Source organism: Salinirussus salinus, assembly GCF_009831455.1.
GTDB lineage: Archaea > Halobacteriota > Halobacteria > Halobacteriales > Haloarculaceae > Salinirussus > Salinirussus salinus.
In genome coordinates this window covers 996,717-1,008,830 of record NZ_WOWO01000002.1, presented here as the reverse complement: position 1 = coordinate 1,008,830, position 12,114 = coordinate 996,717, and the positions used below count along the sequence as shown (strand labels likewise).

Here is a 12,114-nt window from a genome sequence, read left to right as displayed (position 1 = left end):
GTCCCCCCGTCACCCCTCGTGAACCGGAACCGCCGTCTCCGGCGTCGCCGACCGCTTCGGCAGGCGAAGCTCGAGCACGCCCCCCGCGACGCTCCCCTCGGCGTCCGTGCCGGTGGCATCCGGCGGCAGCGGGAGCCGGACGTCCAGGAACAGCGACCGGTCCTCCTCGACGAACCGGAACTCCGGGGGCACGTCCTTCTCCCGGCGGGCCTCGATGACCAGCGTCGCGCCCTCGACGCGGACGTCGACCGTCTCCGCCGTCGCCCCCGGGAGGTCGATCACCAGGAGGTAGGCGTCGTCACTCTCCAGCAGGTCGGCGAACACCGCGTCTGGCAGGTCCCGCAACGCGTCTCGGAGCGCGGACATACACCGGGGTTGGGCGTCGTCGGCGTTAAAGCCCCCGGTACGCGGTTCGCACGGTCCACGCGGGCCGTGCTGTCGGCTCCGCCCGATGCCCGCTCAGTCCCACAGGTCCGTCAGCGTCCGCACCCGGGTGGCGCCGTCGAGGGCTGCTGCCTCGGCGCCCGCCGGGTGGTCGTGACGGGCCACGTGGATCCCGTCCAGTCCCGCGTTGTGGGCCGCCTGCACGTCCCGCGGGCCGTCACCGGCCATTGCACCCGTCCGGGCGCCGCGTATCCCGAGGTCGGCGATGGCCATCTCCACCGGCGTCGGGTCGGGCTTCCAGCCCGTTTCGTGGGTACAACAGACGACGGTGTCGAACCAGTCCCCGATGTCCAGTGCCTCCAGCACCGGGCCGGTCAAATGCTCCTGGCAGTGAGTCACGACTCCGACCGGCCCCGAGAGGTCGGGGACCGTGGCGGCCGCGTCCTCGTAGACGTAGGAGGCCTCGGCGCGGTTCTCCGGCCGGTCGACCTCGTGGAACACGCCCCAGAACGCCTCCGCGTCGACGTCCTTGCGGGCGAACATGGCCTCGCGCGCCCGGCCGGGACCGTACCAGATGAGGTTCGCCTCCCGGTCGGTGAAGCCCACGCCCAGCCGGTCGCCGACCTCCTCGACCACCTCGTGGACGTAGGGCTGGCGGACGTCCACGACGGTGCCGTCCAGGTCCAGCAGCCAGAAGTCGTAGTCGCGACCGGTCATCAGGGTGCAGGGTAGGTCACCGGCGGTCAAGTACCTTCTGGGGCCCGCCGAGTGGACCCGACCCCACAGGTGCCCCGTGGTCCCCCCACACGGGCATCCTCCTCGAACTATCCTCCGTCGGCACCGCGCTGCTGGGCGGCGAACTGGCGGCGCTGTCGCTGTGACCGGCACGGCGCCCCGTCGCGAGCGGTCAGTCGTATATCTCGTTGAACCGCTCGGCGAGGTCGATGTCCTTCCCGGTCACGGCGTCCTCCTCGTGGGTGGTCAGGCGGACCTCCACCTCGCCCCAGGTGACGGTCATCTCGGGGTGGTGCCAGGCCTCCTCGGCCAGCCCCGCCGCGCCCGAGAGAAAGCCCACGCCGTCCAGGTAGGAGTCGAACTCGAAGGTGCGGACGATTTCGTCGCCGTCGTGCTCCCAGCCGCCGGGAAGCTGTGCCTCGACCTCCGCGTCGGAGAGTGGGTCGGCCATGCTCGGGGACACGGCCGCCGGGACAAAGAGTCTACCCCCGGCAGCGAGCGGGGCGGGCCCTGCCCCGGCTGGCCGGAGGCCGCTCTACTCCTCGAGCTGGTCGAGCACGGCCGCCGGCATCTCCTCGCGCATGGCCTCGGGGATCTCCTCGGGGCTCATCCCCTCGACGAACGAGGGCGGCTCGGTGGCGTCGGGCCCGAAGTCGGGGTCGAACAGTTGGAGGGCGGTGTTGATCGTCGACCAGTCGTCCTGCTCGGCGGCGTCCCGGAGGCTGTTCGTCGGCGCCGCCAGGAGCTGGGAGACGATTGAGTCGGCCATCGCCTCGACGGCCGCCCGCTGCTCGTCGTCGAAGTCTCCCTCCTGAACGGCGCGCTCGACCTCCGCGGCCTTGACACGCTCGGCGCTCTCGTACATCGCGGAGATGACCCGGTCGGCGCGCTTGCGCTTGTAGCCGGCGAGCAGCCGGTCGAACTCCTCGTCGATGATCTCCTCGACGCGCGCGGCGGCCCGCTGGCGCTGCTCGCGGGTTCGCTCGGTGACCGCCTCCAGCGCGTCCAGGTCCCTGACCGTCGCGTCCGGTACCTCGGCGGCCGCCGGGGGCACGTCCCTGGGCTGGCCCAGGTCGACGACGAACGTCTCGCCAGCCCCGGCCAGCGTCTCCCGGCCCAGCACGGCGTCCTCGCTGCCGGTGGCCGTCACGACGAGGTCCGCACGATTCACGGCCTCGGGCAGGTCGTCGAGCCCGACCGCGTCGGCGTCCTCGTGGTCGACCTGCTCGGCCACGTGCTCGGCGTGAGGGACGGTCCGGTTGGCGACGACCAGCTCCTCGACCCGGCCGGCGAGTGTCTTCGCCGCCAGCGTTCCCATCTCGCCGGCGCCCACGACGAGTCCGGTCGCGGTCCCGAGGTCGACGTCCTCCGCGGCGAGCCGGGCTGCCGCGCTGGCCAGCGAGACCACGCCCTCGTTTATCGCCGTCTCGGTGCGGGCGCGCTCGCCGACGCGGATCGCCTTGGTCACGCCGTCTTCGAGGATGGTGTCGATGCCGCCGACGCCGCGGGCGTCCTCGTAGGCGTCCCGGACCTGGCCGAGGATCTGGTCCTCCCCCACCACCAGAGATTCGAGGCCTGCGGCCACCCGCAGCAGGTGGCGCAGGCTCTCTGTGTGGTCCATCCGGGCGACGAGCTCCTCCGGCGTGTCACCGACCAGCGCCTCGAGGGCGGCCTGTCCGTCCTCGGCGGTATCGGCGACGACGTACCCCTCGACGCGGTTGCACGTCTGGAGGACGAAGGCCTCCTCGGCGCCGGCATCGAGCAGGTCGAGCACGGCCTCGCGCTGGCTGGGGGCCGCGGCCGCCTCGAGCTGGTCGACCGTCGCCCGCGTGTGAGAGATGCTCGCCCCGGCGATGGTGCCCGTCGACGTCATCCCGGGTCACCCGTCACGTCTGAGATCACGGCTCTTGCTGTCTTCCGGAGGTTGTCGTCGGGGGTATCTAAAGCCTTCCAAACGGCGTCGCTGTCGACGACCGCCCGGACCGCTGCCCGGCGCTCTTCCGGCGCGCTGTCCCGCAGTTCCGCGCGCAACTCGGCGGTCACCTCCGCCAGCTCGCCCGCTCCGTCAACGACCCCCTCGAGGTCACGTCTGAGCCGCCGGGACAGCGCCGGCGCCCGACCCCCGGTCGCGACGCTCGCGACGACGGGGCCGTCCCGGACTGTCGCCGGAACGACCACCCGGGCGGCGTTCGGCGTCCCGGCCTCTTCACCCCGGTCGACACGGGACCGGTCGGCCCGGTTCACCAGCACGCCCCGCTCCCCGGCCGCGCGCTCGACCGCGTCGTTCACCGCCGCGTCGTCGGTGGCGGCGACGGCCAGCGCCGGTTCCACCCGGTCGAGCCACCCGGCCACGTCCCCGGGAGCGGGCGCTGCCCGCACGAGTTCGAGGCTTCCGGCCCCGCCGCCGTCCCCGAACTCGCCCGGGAAGTCGGGTGCGAGCACCACGACCTCGGCCTCGCGGGCGAACCGGCGGGCCTTCCGGGCCCCGACGGCCCCGCCCCCGAACACGAGCACGCGCTCGCCGGCGAAGTCGTGGAGCAGCGGTATCATCCCCTGGATTTCGGGGCTCGGCGGGGTTAAACCGTTCGTCGTCTGCGGCGCTCGCTGCCGAGGCGCGCCCGCCGGTCACTCCAGGGCGTCGGCCGGGCTGTCGGCGTCGCCGCGGACGCCGGTCACCTCGTAGCCCGCCTCCCGGGCCGCCGCCTGGACCGCCTCGTGGTCGGCACTGGCCTCGTAGTAGAAGACGACGTCGAACGCGCCGTCGCGGAGCAGTTGCTGGCACTCCCAGACGAACTCCTCGCCGTCGAGTGTCAGCCCCTGGTGCTGGTTCGAGGAGAACTCGGGGTCGTCGTTGCCCGACTCGACGTACGTGTCGGTCGGGTCGTGACCCGCGGCCTCGGCGATTATCTCGCCGACCTCCAGCGTGGCCTGGTGCATCTGTGTCTCCTGACTCCCGTCGAACCCCGTGTGGACGACGAGCCCGTTGAGCTCGATCTCGCCGGGCTGGAGCAGTTGCCAGGTCCGCTGGACCAGGTCGGTGTCCCGCCGCCCGGCGCTCTCGTCGGTCATACCGGTAGGTTCGTCCCCCGGGGCTTACGCCTCACGATCACCGGAGACCACTCACGACCACCGGCTACCGCTCACAGCCGCCAGTCGGCGCCGGTACGCCCGCGACCGCGCCGGCGTTCGCTGTGGTCGAACCGACGAGCGTGCCTGACGGCGCCGCCGCTGGCGCTGGCACCACCGCTCGTCGTCGGTAGCCGTCGGCTACCGCGGTTCGACCCGCGTCTACAGACGCTTGAGGTTGGTCGCGCGCGGCCCCTTCTCGGCCTGTTCGATGTCGAATTCGACTTCCTGCCCCTCCTCGAGGTCGGGGCCGCCGATGTCCTCCATGTGGAAGAACACGTCCTCGTCCGCGTCGTCAGTCTCGATGAAACCGTAACCGCCGGACTCCTTGAAGAAGTCCACCGTACCTTTCGCCATTGCACCCGAAGGGTCGTAGGCAGCGTATTAAAAAATGACGGCTCGACTGACAACACAAGACTCATAGCCGATCCATCATGGGTATCCGACAGATGCGAACGTACCTGCGACGGCTCGCCGACGCGGCCTACGAGCGGCTGCTCCGGGCCGAACTCTCCGAGACCCCGTCGCACGTGGCGGTCATCCAGGACGGCAACCGTCGGTACGCCGACAGGCAGGGCGGGGACGCCGCCGACGGCCACCGCGCGGGTGCCCAGACCACCGAACAGCTGCTCGACTGGTGTGACGAACTCGGCGTCCGGGAGGTCACCCTCTACGCATTCTCGACGGAGAACTTCGAGCGCCCCCCCGAGGAGCGCGAACACCTCTTCGACCTGATCACGGAGAAACTCCGGGAGTTCGCCGACGCCGACCGGGTCCACGACGCCGAGGTCCGGATCCGCGCCATCGGCGACCGCGACCGCCTCCCCGAGCGGGTCCGGGAGGCCGTCGACTACGCCGAGGCCCGAACCCGCGAGTACGACCGGCTGCACCTCAACGTCGCGCTGGCCTACGGCGGCCGGGCGGAGCTTCTGGGGGCCGCCCGCGACATCGCCCGCGAGGTGGCCGCCGGCGAGCGCGACCCCGGCGAGGTCGACACCGGGGCCGTCGAGGCGGCACTGCCGGAAGGGCCGACCCGCGACGTCGACCTCATCGTCCGCACCGGCGGCGACGAGCGCACCTCGAACTTCCTGCCCTGGCAGGCCAACGGCAACGAGGCCGCCGTCTACTTCTGTACGCCCTACTGGCCGGAGTTCCGGAAGATCGACTTCCTGCGGGGGATCCGGACCTACCAGCACCGCGAACAGTCCTGGCGCCGCACCCGGGCCCGCCGCGCGCTGGCGCTGGTGCGCGCGCTCGGCGGCGACGCCGAGACCCCGCGTGCCCGGCGGGTGCTCCGGCGGTTCCGGGATGCGCTCCCCAGCGGCGAGCGCGAGGCCGTCGAAGAGGAAGTCGAACAGCCGGCCGACTGACGACATTGCCTCAGGGCCACGCCGGCTCCGCCCGCGCGCCGTCGACGAGCACCACTCGCTCGTCGGTCACCGTGACCGTGTGCCCCGGGACCTCGAAAGAGAGCGTCCACGTGGTGTCCGAGTATCGCGCGATCGCCCCCACCGCGTCGGCGTCGACGTGGTTCTGGAGGACGAAGTCGAGCTCCGCCGGGTCGACGCCCTCTGCGTCGGCGAGCGCGCCGACGACCTTCGACACGAGCGGTGAGCGGTCCATACCGGGTGCGGGCCCGACACCGTGAAAAGCCTCGTGGCCGTTCGCGGGACTCCGTCTCCCGCCGGCTGTCACACTGCCCGTCATACGTCTTGTCTGACTAACATTTATACTGCTGTCGTGCCGATCGATCGGTATGTCAGACGCTTCCGAGCTGTTCGGGATCCTGGCGGCGGCCCACCGCCGGCGCATCCTCTTTTTGCTCTGTGAGCGCGAGGCGGTCAATCTGCCGGAGGGGCTGCTCACGCGGGGGGCGTCTGCCGACGACGGAAACGCCGGGGGGCGACGGTCAGTGTCGGCGTCCGGAGGGGAGACACGGCCGGGGGACGGCTCACCTTCGAGTGCCACGGCGCGGGAGGAGGACCTCGAACTCGCGCTCGTCCACAAGCACCTGCCGAAACTCGAAAACCGGGGGCTGGTCGAGTGGGACCCCGACGAGAGGTCCGTCTCCCGGGGTCCCGGCTTCGAGGAGGCCGAGCCGGCGCTTCGCACGCTCGCCGAGAACGCCGACGCCTTCCCCGGAGACCTGTACTGATCACTCCCGTCGGGGCGAGGCGGGGTCGCCGGCCGCCGCGGGCGCCCCGGCGCTGACTTCCCGCATCCGCTCGGTGAAGTCCCACGTGTACAGCCGGTCGGGCTCGACGGTGATCCGGACCTCCTCGCGGTCCTCGGCGAGCAGGCGGCGGGCCATCGCCGACCCCGTCCCGCCGAGATACCGCTCGACGAGCGCCCGGATGACGGTCTTGTCCGCGTCGGGCTCGACGGTCGCGGTTCCGTTGCCCCGGACACCCATGTAGGGCGGCGTGTTGGTCGACACCTCGAAGGCGACCGAGCCGTCCGCTCGCAGGTACTCGACCACGTTCGCGCCGGCGCCGGTCGCACACTGCAGGCGCTCGCCCTCGCGGCGGTACCACAGCGACAGCATCCATAGCCCGCCGTCGGGCCGGCGACAGCCCAGCCGGACCGGGACCACCGCGCTGTCCAGAAACGCGTCGAGTTCCGCTCGCGACCAGGCGCCCGTGGGTTCGGTCATCGTCGGCACGTGGGCGTCACCGGGCTTACCGCTTGTGTCGGACCGCCCCTTACTTCTCGCCGCCGGTGACCGACACCGGGCGGTCGGCGTCGAGCAACACCGCCTGCGTGACGCTGCCAAAGAGCAGCGACCGCGCCGGCGAGCGCTTGCGCCCGCCCAGCACGATGTGGTCGGCGTCGACCTCCTCGGCCACCGCGAGGATCTCCGCGGCCGGGTCGCCGACCCGCGAGACCTGCTCGACGGCGATGCCTGCCTCCTGCAGCCGGTCGTAGGCGACGCTCCCGCCCGGGATCTGGCGGGGTGCGGTCTCCTCGCCTCTGTCACCGTCGTCGAACGCGTACAGCAGCGTCACCGTCACCTCCTCGCCGGCGTTCGGCAGCGCCGCGACGGCCTCCGCCTGCGCGGCTCCCCGGGATTCGCTGCTGTCGATCGGCATCAACACGCGATACATATGGTAACGTGTCACATCAACCGAAATAACGCTTCCGGCGAACGCCCGGCCGCGTCCGGCGTTCGACCGGAGCTGCGGAGGGCGCGTCGCTTCGCACTGCTCGCACGTGATCCGGCCTATCGGCCGAATCGCCGCTGGCGGTCCTGGTAGTCCCGCAGCGCGCGCAGGTAGTCCCGGCGGCGGACGTTCTGCCAGTTCACGTCGGTGAAGTAGAGTTCGGAGTAGACCGACTGCCAGATCATGAAATCCGAGAGCCGCTCGGCGCCGGTCTTGACCACCAGGTCGGGGGCGACCGGGAAGACGAGGCGTTCCTCGACGTCCGCCTCCTCGATCTCCCCGGGGTCGAGCTCGCCGGCGTCGACGGCCTCGGCCAGCTGCCGGACGGCGGTCGTGAACTCGTGTTTGCCGCCCAGCCCGATGCTCACCTGGATGGGGGCGTCGGCGCGCTCGTCGTCGTCGGGACTCCGGACGGCCATCCGTCGCGGCGCCTCGACCCGCTCGAGCCCCTCCCGGAGCCGCGGGACGGCTTCTTCGTCGAGGACACTGACGTAGACGACCACGCGGTCGGCGCCGAACTCGACGGCCCAGCCCAGCAGCTCCTCCAGGGTCGCGTACCCGCCGTCGAGCAGGTCCCGCTCCGTGAGGACCACGGCGACTGTCTCGGGGAGGGCGGCGTCGCTGTGCCGGATGCGGGCGGCGAGGTAGGCGTCGTAGATACCCACGGCCGCGCTTGGCCCGGCCGTGGGGTAAATCCACCGGGAGCGGCCCCACGAGTCGGGCAGGAGCCCGGAACGGGTCCGGAAGGGGTAAGTGCGACTCGGCAGTACCGCAGGTCGTGACATCGACAGTCCGGCGTGCAGCCGCCTTCGCGCTGGTCGGCGGGCTCTCGCTGGTCGTTCCCTGGGTCAGACGGCTCGAGGAGCCCGCCTTCGCCACCCTCACTGCCGTGCTCCCCTTCCTGCTCGTGGCGGCCGTCGCGCTCACCGTCGGCTCCGGAACACGGCTGTTCGAGCTGTTCGCACGCCCCGGCGACCGCCAGGACGGCAAGCTCTACGGGCTGGCCGGCTTCGCGCTCTCGGCGGCCGGGCTGGCCATCCTCGCCGTCGAATTCGGGATGCCGGTCACGGTCTACGTCGGGACCGTCTTCCTGCTCGCAGTCGGCAACTTCGGGGGCCACCTGGTCGCCCGGTACCGCCAGGGCGCGCTGCTGACCACCAGCGGCTTCGTCGTCGCCGGCTTTCTCGCCGCCGCCGCCAGCCAGCTCGCCGCCGCCCGGCTGGCCGACCTGCCGGCCTCCTGGCCGATGGTGCTCTTTCTGGCAGCCAGCGGCGCCCTGCTGGCCGCGCTGCTCCGCGAGGCGCTGTTCCGCCGCGACGACCCGCTCGTGATGGTCTCGGTCGCCATGCTGCTGTGGCTGTTCGCCGCCCTCCCGCTGTCGGTGACGCCGACCCGGATCGTCGTCGCCCTCGGCGTCACGGCCGTGCTCGGGGGCCTCTCGTACGCCCTCCAGACCGCCTCGCTGCCGGGGATGCTCACCGGCGTCCTCCTGAGCCTCCTGACTATCGTGCTCGGGGACTACGGCTGGTTCGCCATGCTGGTGGCCTTCTTCGGGGTCGGCGGCCTCTCGACGAAGTACGGCTACGAGGTCAAACAGCAACGCGGCATCGCCGAGGAGAACGAGGGCGCCCGCGGGACGGGCAACGTCCTCGCGAACTCGCTGGTCGCGCTGGTGGCGGTGCTCGCCGCGGCCGCCAGCCCCTGGCTGTCGACCTCCCCCCGTCTGTTCCTCTTTGCCTTCGCCGGCTCGCTCGCGGCCGCCCTCGCCGATACCCTCTCCAGCGAGGTCGGCGGCCTGTACGACAACCCCCGGCTGGTCACCTCCTTCGAAGTGGTCGAGCCCGGCACCGACGGCGCGGTCACCTGGCAGGGCGAACTCGCCGGCCTGGCCGGCGCCCTCCTGATCGCCGCCATCGGCTTCGTCGGGTTCGCCGAACTCGGCGTGCCCGGGGCGGCCGTCGTCGCCGCCGCCGGCGTCGCCGGGATGACCGTCGACAGCCTGCTCGGGGCGACCCTGGAGGGGTGGCTGCTGGGCAACCAGGGCGTGAACCTCCTCGCCACGCTGGCCGCCGCCGTGGTCGGCGCCGGGCTGGCCGTCGCCGTCGGGCTGACCGCCTTATGACCGACTCCGGGCCCGACGCCGGTCCCACGCCCGGCGTCCGCCGCGGCGAGCCCGGCGACCTGCCCCACCTCCGCCGGATACAGGCCGCTGCACTCGCCGAGCCGGCGCCGGACCTGCTCCGCGCCGCGACCGCGGAGGGCCCGCCCGCGCTGTTCGTCGCCGACGACGGCGAGCCTGTCGGCTACGCGGTCCTCGTCGCCGGCGCAGTCGCCTACCTCCCCGAACTCGCGGTCGCGCCCGCCCGCCAGGGCGAGGGCGTCGGCACGGCCCTGCTCGACGCGGTCGTCGCGGACCTGCGCGGGCGCGAGGGCGGCCCCGACCGACTGCGCGTGACGGCACGCGCCGGCGACAGCCGCGCGAGACGGTTCTACGAGTCACGGGGCTTCGACGTCCTCGAGCGCCTCCCCGACTTCTTCGAGTCGGGGGATGGGGTCGCGATGGTCCGGGACCTCTGAGGCCGTGTCGACGGACCGGCCGGTCCGTGGCGACTGGCCGACGCTGACGAATCCCTGTCTGCCGGTCCGGCCCCGCAGTCAGGTCGCTGCCTCGAAGTCCGCGGCCGTGCGGACCCGGACGCCCGTGGGCTGTTTGACGAAGGAGTCGGTGTCCGCCGCGACGACCTGTCCGACGCCGCGCTGGGCGGCCACGTCGAGCACGCGCTGGCTCAGCGGCCCGTCGAGGACGACCGCTGCGGGCACCGCCTCCGCGTCGGCGACGGCGTCGAAGACCCCGTCGGCGTCGACCTCGGCGAGCGTCCCGAACCCGGCGTCGAGCAGCCGCGCCCGGCCCGTCTGCCCCCCGATGACGGCGCTGACGTGACCCGGGAGCGTCTCCGGCTCGGCGGACGCGTCACGCTGCTCGACCGACTCGGCCCCGTCCGGCGGGGTCGCCCCCTCCCCGTCCGGCTCGTCGCTGGCGTCCGTCTCCCCGTCGTCCTCGCTGGCTGTCGTTCCCTCGCCGGCCTCCGCCTCCGTGCTTTGCCCGTTCGTCGAGCTCCCGGCCCGGTCGTCGCTCCGCTCGGGCTCCCGAGCGTCGGTCGAGCCGTCCGGCGAGTCGGGTCCGGTAGCGTCCGCGCTCCCGGCCTCAGCCGCGACCGTGCTACCGCCGTCGGCGTCGACCGGCGGCGCGGACTCGTCGCTCCCCGAGGGCGCCTCCCGCTCGAACTCCTCGTAGGGTACCTTCTCCCGGAGTGCGTCGAGGACGGCCTCCCGGGAGAGGTCTTCGACGGACTCGCCGGTCGGGGCGATGGCGACGTAGTCGACATCCCCGACCTGGGCGAGTTCCCGGAGGATCAGGTCGCCGCCGCGGTCGCCGTCGAGGAAGGCAGTGACCGTCCGGTCGGCGCTCAGCTCCGCGACGGCGTCGGGGACGTCCGTCCCCTCGACGGCGACGGCGTTTTTGATCCCGTACCCCAGCAGCTGGCGGACGTCGGCCCGACCCTCGACGACGATGACCGCGTCGCTGTCGGCCACCCGTGGGCCGGCGGGGAGCCCCTCGTAGTCGGTGATGTCGCCGACCTCGGCGCGCTGGCGGACCTCCGCGAGTAGCTCCTCGCTGGTGAGCTGGCGGTCGTCGAACTCCGCGAGCAGCTCGACGGCGCGGTCGACCAGCTCCCGGCGCTTGGCGGCGCGGGCGTCCTCGATGTTGCTGACACGGAGTTCGGCCCGGCAGGGACCGACCCGCTCGATCGTCTCCAGGGCTGCGGCGAGAACGGCGGTCTCGACTCTGTCGAGCCCGCTCGCGACGGTGACCGTCCCGAACGAACGGCCGCCCTCCGAGTCGATGTCGACGTCGATGCGGCCGACCTTCGAGGACTCCTGGAGGTCCCGGAGGTCGAGGTCCGACCCCAGCAACCCCTCCGTCTGCCCGAAGATCGCGCCGACGACGTCACTCCGTTCGACCACCCCGCTCGCGCGGATGTTCGCGTGAATGAGATACTTGGCTGAATCCTGCATGGTGAATCTGCCCCTGGCGGGACGGTGATGGTGTGGATGGTGATGCCATGAATCGGCTCATGGACAGCGTACATACGGGTCTGTCACCCGAAATACCTGACGGGTTCGCCCACGCTTGCGACCGCTGGAACCGAAGGACCGGCCAGCCCCACTCCGGGACCGCTACTTCGACGCGACGCTTCTCGCCAGGCTGCCGACCACAGGGAGCGCGACCGTCCTGCCGGTGTAGGTGCTGTACATCATGTACAGCCAGAGAACGAACCCGCCGACCCCGACGACCAGCCACACCAGCGAGAAGAGGAGCCAGAGGACGGTGGCCACGACGAACGTGCCGCCGAACAGGCTGGCGAACAGCACCGTGTTCAGGACGGTCAGCAGGACAAACGACCCGATAGCAGCCACCGAGAGCAGGACGCTCTGTGCGGCGTGGAACCGGACCTCCGGCCGGTCGTCGATGACGAAAAACAGCACGCCCGTGAGGAAGCCGAACAGGTACGACAGCGCCCCCGCGACGTTCTCGTTCAGCCCCGCGTCTCCGACCTGTTGTCCCGCGGGCTGTGCGCTGTCTCCGGCCGGCTCGGGGTCCGTGACGGTTTCGGATGCCATGTTGGTCGTAGCACTAGATGTCTGT

Annotated in this window: 17 protein-coding genes; 4 read left to right on the top strand and 13 right to left on the bottom strand. The window is 72.0% G+C overall.

Features of this window, described 5'->3' with window-relative positions; genetic code table 11:
- Positions 1–9: 9 nt before the first annotated feature.
- The 7 genes from GN153_RS08445 to GN153_RS08415 all read right to left on the bottom strand — a co-directional run bounded on the left by GN153_RS08445 (position 10) and on the right by GN153_RS08415 (position 4,602).
- On the bottom strand, positions 10–366 hold the full coding sequence (locus tag GN153_RS08445; protein WP_159901663.1) for an Hsp20/alpha crystallin family protein: 357 nt from the start codon (positions 364–366) through the stop codon (positions 10–12).
- 93 nt (positions 367–459) lie between these two features.
- Complete coding sequence (locus GN153_RS08440) at positions 460–1,101, bottom strand: HAD family hydrolase (protein WP_159901661.1); 642 nt, start codon at positions 1,099–1,101, stop codon at positions 460–462.
- A gap of 190 nt (positions 1,102–1,291) precedes the next feature.
- Entirely contained in the window at positions 1,292–1,570 is a 279-nt protein-coding gene (locus GN153_RS08435) for a 4a-hydroxytetrahydrobiopterin dehydratase (RefSeq protein WP_159901659.1), read from the bottom strand.
- A gap of 84 nt (positions 1,571–1,654) precedes the next feature.
- Entirely contained in the window at positions 1,655–2,992 is a 1,338-nt protein-coding gene (gene hemA / locus GN153_RS08430) for a glutamyl-tRNA reductase (RefSeq protein ID WP_159901657.1), read from the bottom strand.
- Entirely contained in the window at positions 2,989–3,669 is a 681-nt protein-coding gene (locus GN153_RS08425; RefSeq protein WP_159901655.1) for a precorrin-2 dehydrogenase/sirohydrochlorin ferrochelatase family protein, read from the bottom strand. The genes hemA and GN153_RS08425 overlap by 4 nt, the downstream gene beginning before the upstream one ends.
- 75 nt (positions 3,670–3,744) lie before the next feature.
- On the bottom strand, positions 3,745–4,188 hold the full coding sequence (locus tag GN153_RS08420) for a DUF5778 family protein (protein ID WP_159901653.1): 444 nt from the start codon (positions 4,186–4,188) through the stop codon (positions 3,745–3,747).
- 219 nt (positions 4,189–4,407) lie between these two features.
- Positions 4,408–4,602, bottom strand: a complete 195-nt coding sequence (locus tag GN153_RS08415; RefSeq protein ID WP_159901651.1) for a cold-shock protein — start codon at positions 4,600–4,602, stop codon at positions 4,408–4,410.
- Between the two features lie 92 nt (positions 4,603–4,694).
- Here GN153_RS08415 and uppS point away from each other — a divergent pair, with 92 nt between their 5' ends.
- Positions 4,695–5,615 (top strand): polyprenyl diphosphate synthase, encoded by a 921-nt coding sequence (uppS, locus tag GN153_RS08410; RefSeq protein ID WP_159902238.1) that lies wholly within the window; start codon positions 4,695–4,697, stop codon positions 5,613–5,615.
- Between the two features lie 10 nt (positions 5,616–5,625).
- Here uppS and GN153_RS08405 read toward each other — a convergent pair whose 3' ends face one another.
- Positions 5,626–5,868, bottom strand: coding sequence for a HalOD1 output domain-containing protein (locus GN153_RS08405; protein ID WP_159901649.1), 243 nt, complete (start codon positions 5,866–5,868; stop codon positions 5,626–5,628).
- Positions 5,869–6,001: 133 nt separating this feature from the next.
- Here GN153_RS08405 and GN153_RS08400 point away from each other — a divergent pair, with 133 nt between their 5' ends.
- Positions 6,002–6,400: a DUF7344 domain-containing protein gene (locus tag GN153_RS08400; protein ID WP_159901647.1), complete on the top strand. Its 399-nt coding sequence runs from the start codon at positions 6,002–6,004 to the stop codon at positions 6,398–6,400.
- On the opposite strand, the gene GN153_RS08395 is transcribed toward GN153_RS08400, so the two are convergent.
- The 3 genes from GN153_RS08395 to GN153_RS08385 form a co-directional block, all read right to left on the bottom strand.
- Positions 6,401–6,898 (bottom strand): pyridoxamine 5'-phosphate oxidase family protein, encoded by a 498-nt coding sequence (locus GN153_RS08395; protein WP_159901645.1) that lies wholly within the window; start codon positions 6,896–6,898, stop codon positions 6,401–6,403. It abuts the gene before it with no gap.
- A 49-nt stretch (positions 6,899–6,947) separates the two neighbouring features.
- Positions 6,948–7,349 (bottom strand): universal stress protein, encoded by a 402-nt coding sequence (locus GN153_RS08390; RefSeq protein WP_159901643.1) that lies wholly within the window; start codon positions 7,347–7,349, stop codon positions 6,948–6,950.
- Between the two features lie 116 nt (positions 7,350–7,465).
- Positions 7,466–8,071, bottom strand: coding sequence for an undecaprenyl diphosphate synthase family protein (locus GN153_RS08385; protein ID WP_159901641.1), 606 nt, complete (start codon positions 8,069–8,071; stop codon positions 7,466–7,468).
- A gap of 113 nt (positions 8,072–8,184) precedes the next feature.
- Between GN153_RS08385 and GN153_RS08380 the strand changes: the two genes are divergently transcribed.
- Positions 8,185–9,528, top strand: coding sequence for a DUF92 domain-containing protein (locus GN153_RS08380; RefSeq protein ID WP_159901639.1), 1,344 nt, complete (start codon positions 8,185–8,187; stop codon positions 9,526–9,528).
- On the top strand, positions 9,525–9,983 hold the full coding sequence (locus GN153_RS08375) for a GNAT family N-acetyltransferase (RefSeq protein WP_159901637.1): 459 nt from the start codon (positions 9,525–9,527) through the stop codon (positions 9,981–9,983). The genes GN153_RS08380 and GN153_RS08375 overlap by 4 nt, the downstream gene beginning before the upstream one ends.
- 78 nt (positions 9,984–10,061) lie before the next feature.
- On the opposite strand, the gene dnaG is transcribed toward GN153_RS08375, so the two are convergent.
- Together dnaG and GN153_RS08365 are read right to left on the bottom strand one after the other, a co-directional pair.
- A complete protein-coding gene (gene dnaG, locus GN153_RS08370; protein ID WP_159901635.1) occupies positions 10,062–11,483 on the bottom strand; it encodes a DNA primase DnaG in 1,422 nt (473 codons plus the stop codon).
- Between the two features lie 162 nt (positions 11,484–11,645).
- Positions 11,646–12,089 (bottom strand): DUF4870 domain-containing protein, encoded by a 444-nt coding sequence (locus GN153_RS08365; protein ID WP_159901633.1) that lies wholly within the window; start codon positions 12,087–12,089, stop codon positions 11,646–11,648.
- Between the last annotated feature and the right edge of the window lie 25 nt (positions 12,090–12,114).

Coding starts and splice junctions, on each gene's coding strand:
- GN153_RS08405 (WP_159901649.1), bottom strand. CDS start 5,868: ATGGACCGCTCACCGCTCGTGTCGAAGGTCGTCGGCGCGCTCGCCGAC.
- uppS (WP_159902238.1), top strand. CDS start 4,695: ATGCGAACGTACCTGCGACGGCTCGCCGACGCGGCCTACGAGCGGCTG.
- GN153_RS08395 (WP_159901645.1), bottom strand. CDS start 6,898: ATGACCGAACCCACGGGCGCCTGGTCGCGAGCGGAACTCGACGCGTTT.
- dnaG (WP_159901635.1), bottom strand. CDS start 11,483: ATGCAGGATTCAGCCAAGTATCTCATTCACGCGAACATCCGCGCGAGC.
- GN153_RS08440 (WP_159901661.1), bottom strand. CDS start 1,101: ATGACCGGTCGCGACTACGACTTCTGGCTGCTGGACCTGGACGGCACC.
- hemA (WP_159901657.1), bottom strand. CDS start 2,992: ATGACGTCGACGGGCACCATCGCCGGGGCGAGCATCTCTCACACGCGG.
- GN153_RS08400 (WP_159901647.1), top strand. CDS start 6,002: ATGTCAGACGCTTCCGAGCTGTTCGGGATCCTGGCGGCGGCCCACCGC.
- GN153_RS08435 (WP_159901659.1), bottom strand. CDS start 1,570: ATGGCCGACCCACTCTCCGACGCGGAGGTCGAGGCACAGCTTCCCGGC.
- GN153_RS08365 (WP_159901633.1), bottom strand. CDS start 12,089: ATGGCATCCGAAACCGTCACGGACCCCGAGCCGGCCGGAGACAGCGCA.
- GN153_RS08420 (WP_159901653.1), bottom strand. CDS start 4,188: ATGACCGACGAGAGCGCCGGGCGGCGGGACACCGACCTGGTCCAGCGG.
- GN153_RS08375 (WP_159901637.1), top strand. CDS start 9,525: ATGACCGACTCCGGGCCCGACGCCGGTCCCACGCCCGGCGTCCGCCGC.
- GN153_RS08445 (WP_159901663.1), bottom strand. CDS start 366: ATGTCCGCGCTCCGAGACGCGTTGCGGGACCTGCCAGACGCGGTGTTC.
- GN153_RS08390 (WP_159901643.1), bottom strand. CDS start 7,349: ATGTATCGCGTGTTGATGCCGATCGACAGCAGCGAATCCCGGGGAGCC.
- GN153_RS08425 (WP_159901655.1), bottom strand. CDS start 3,669: ATGATACCGCTGCTCCACGACTTCGCCGGCGAGCGCGTGCTCGTGTTC.
- GN153_RS08415 (WP_159901651.1), bottom strand. CDS start 4,602: ATGGCGAAAGGTACGGTGGACTTCTTCAAGGAGTCCGGCGGTTACGGT.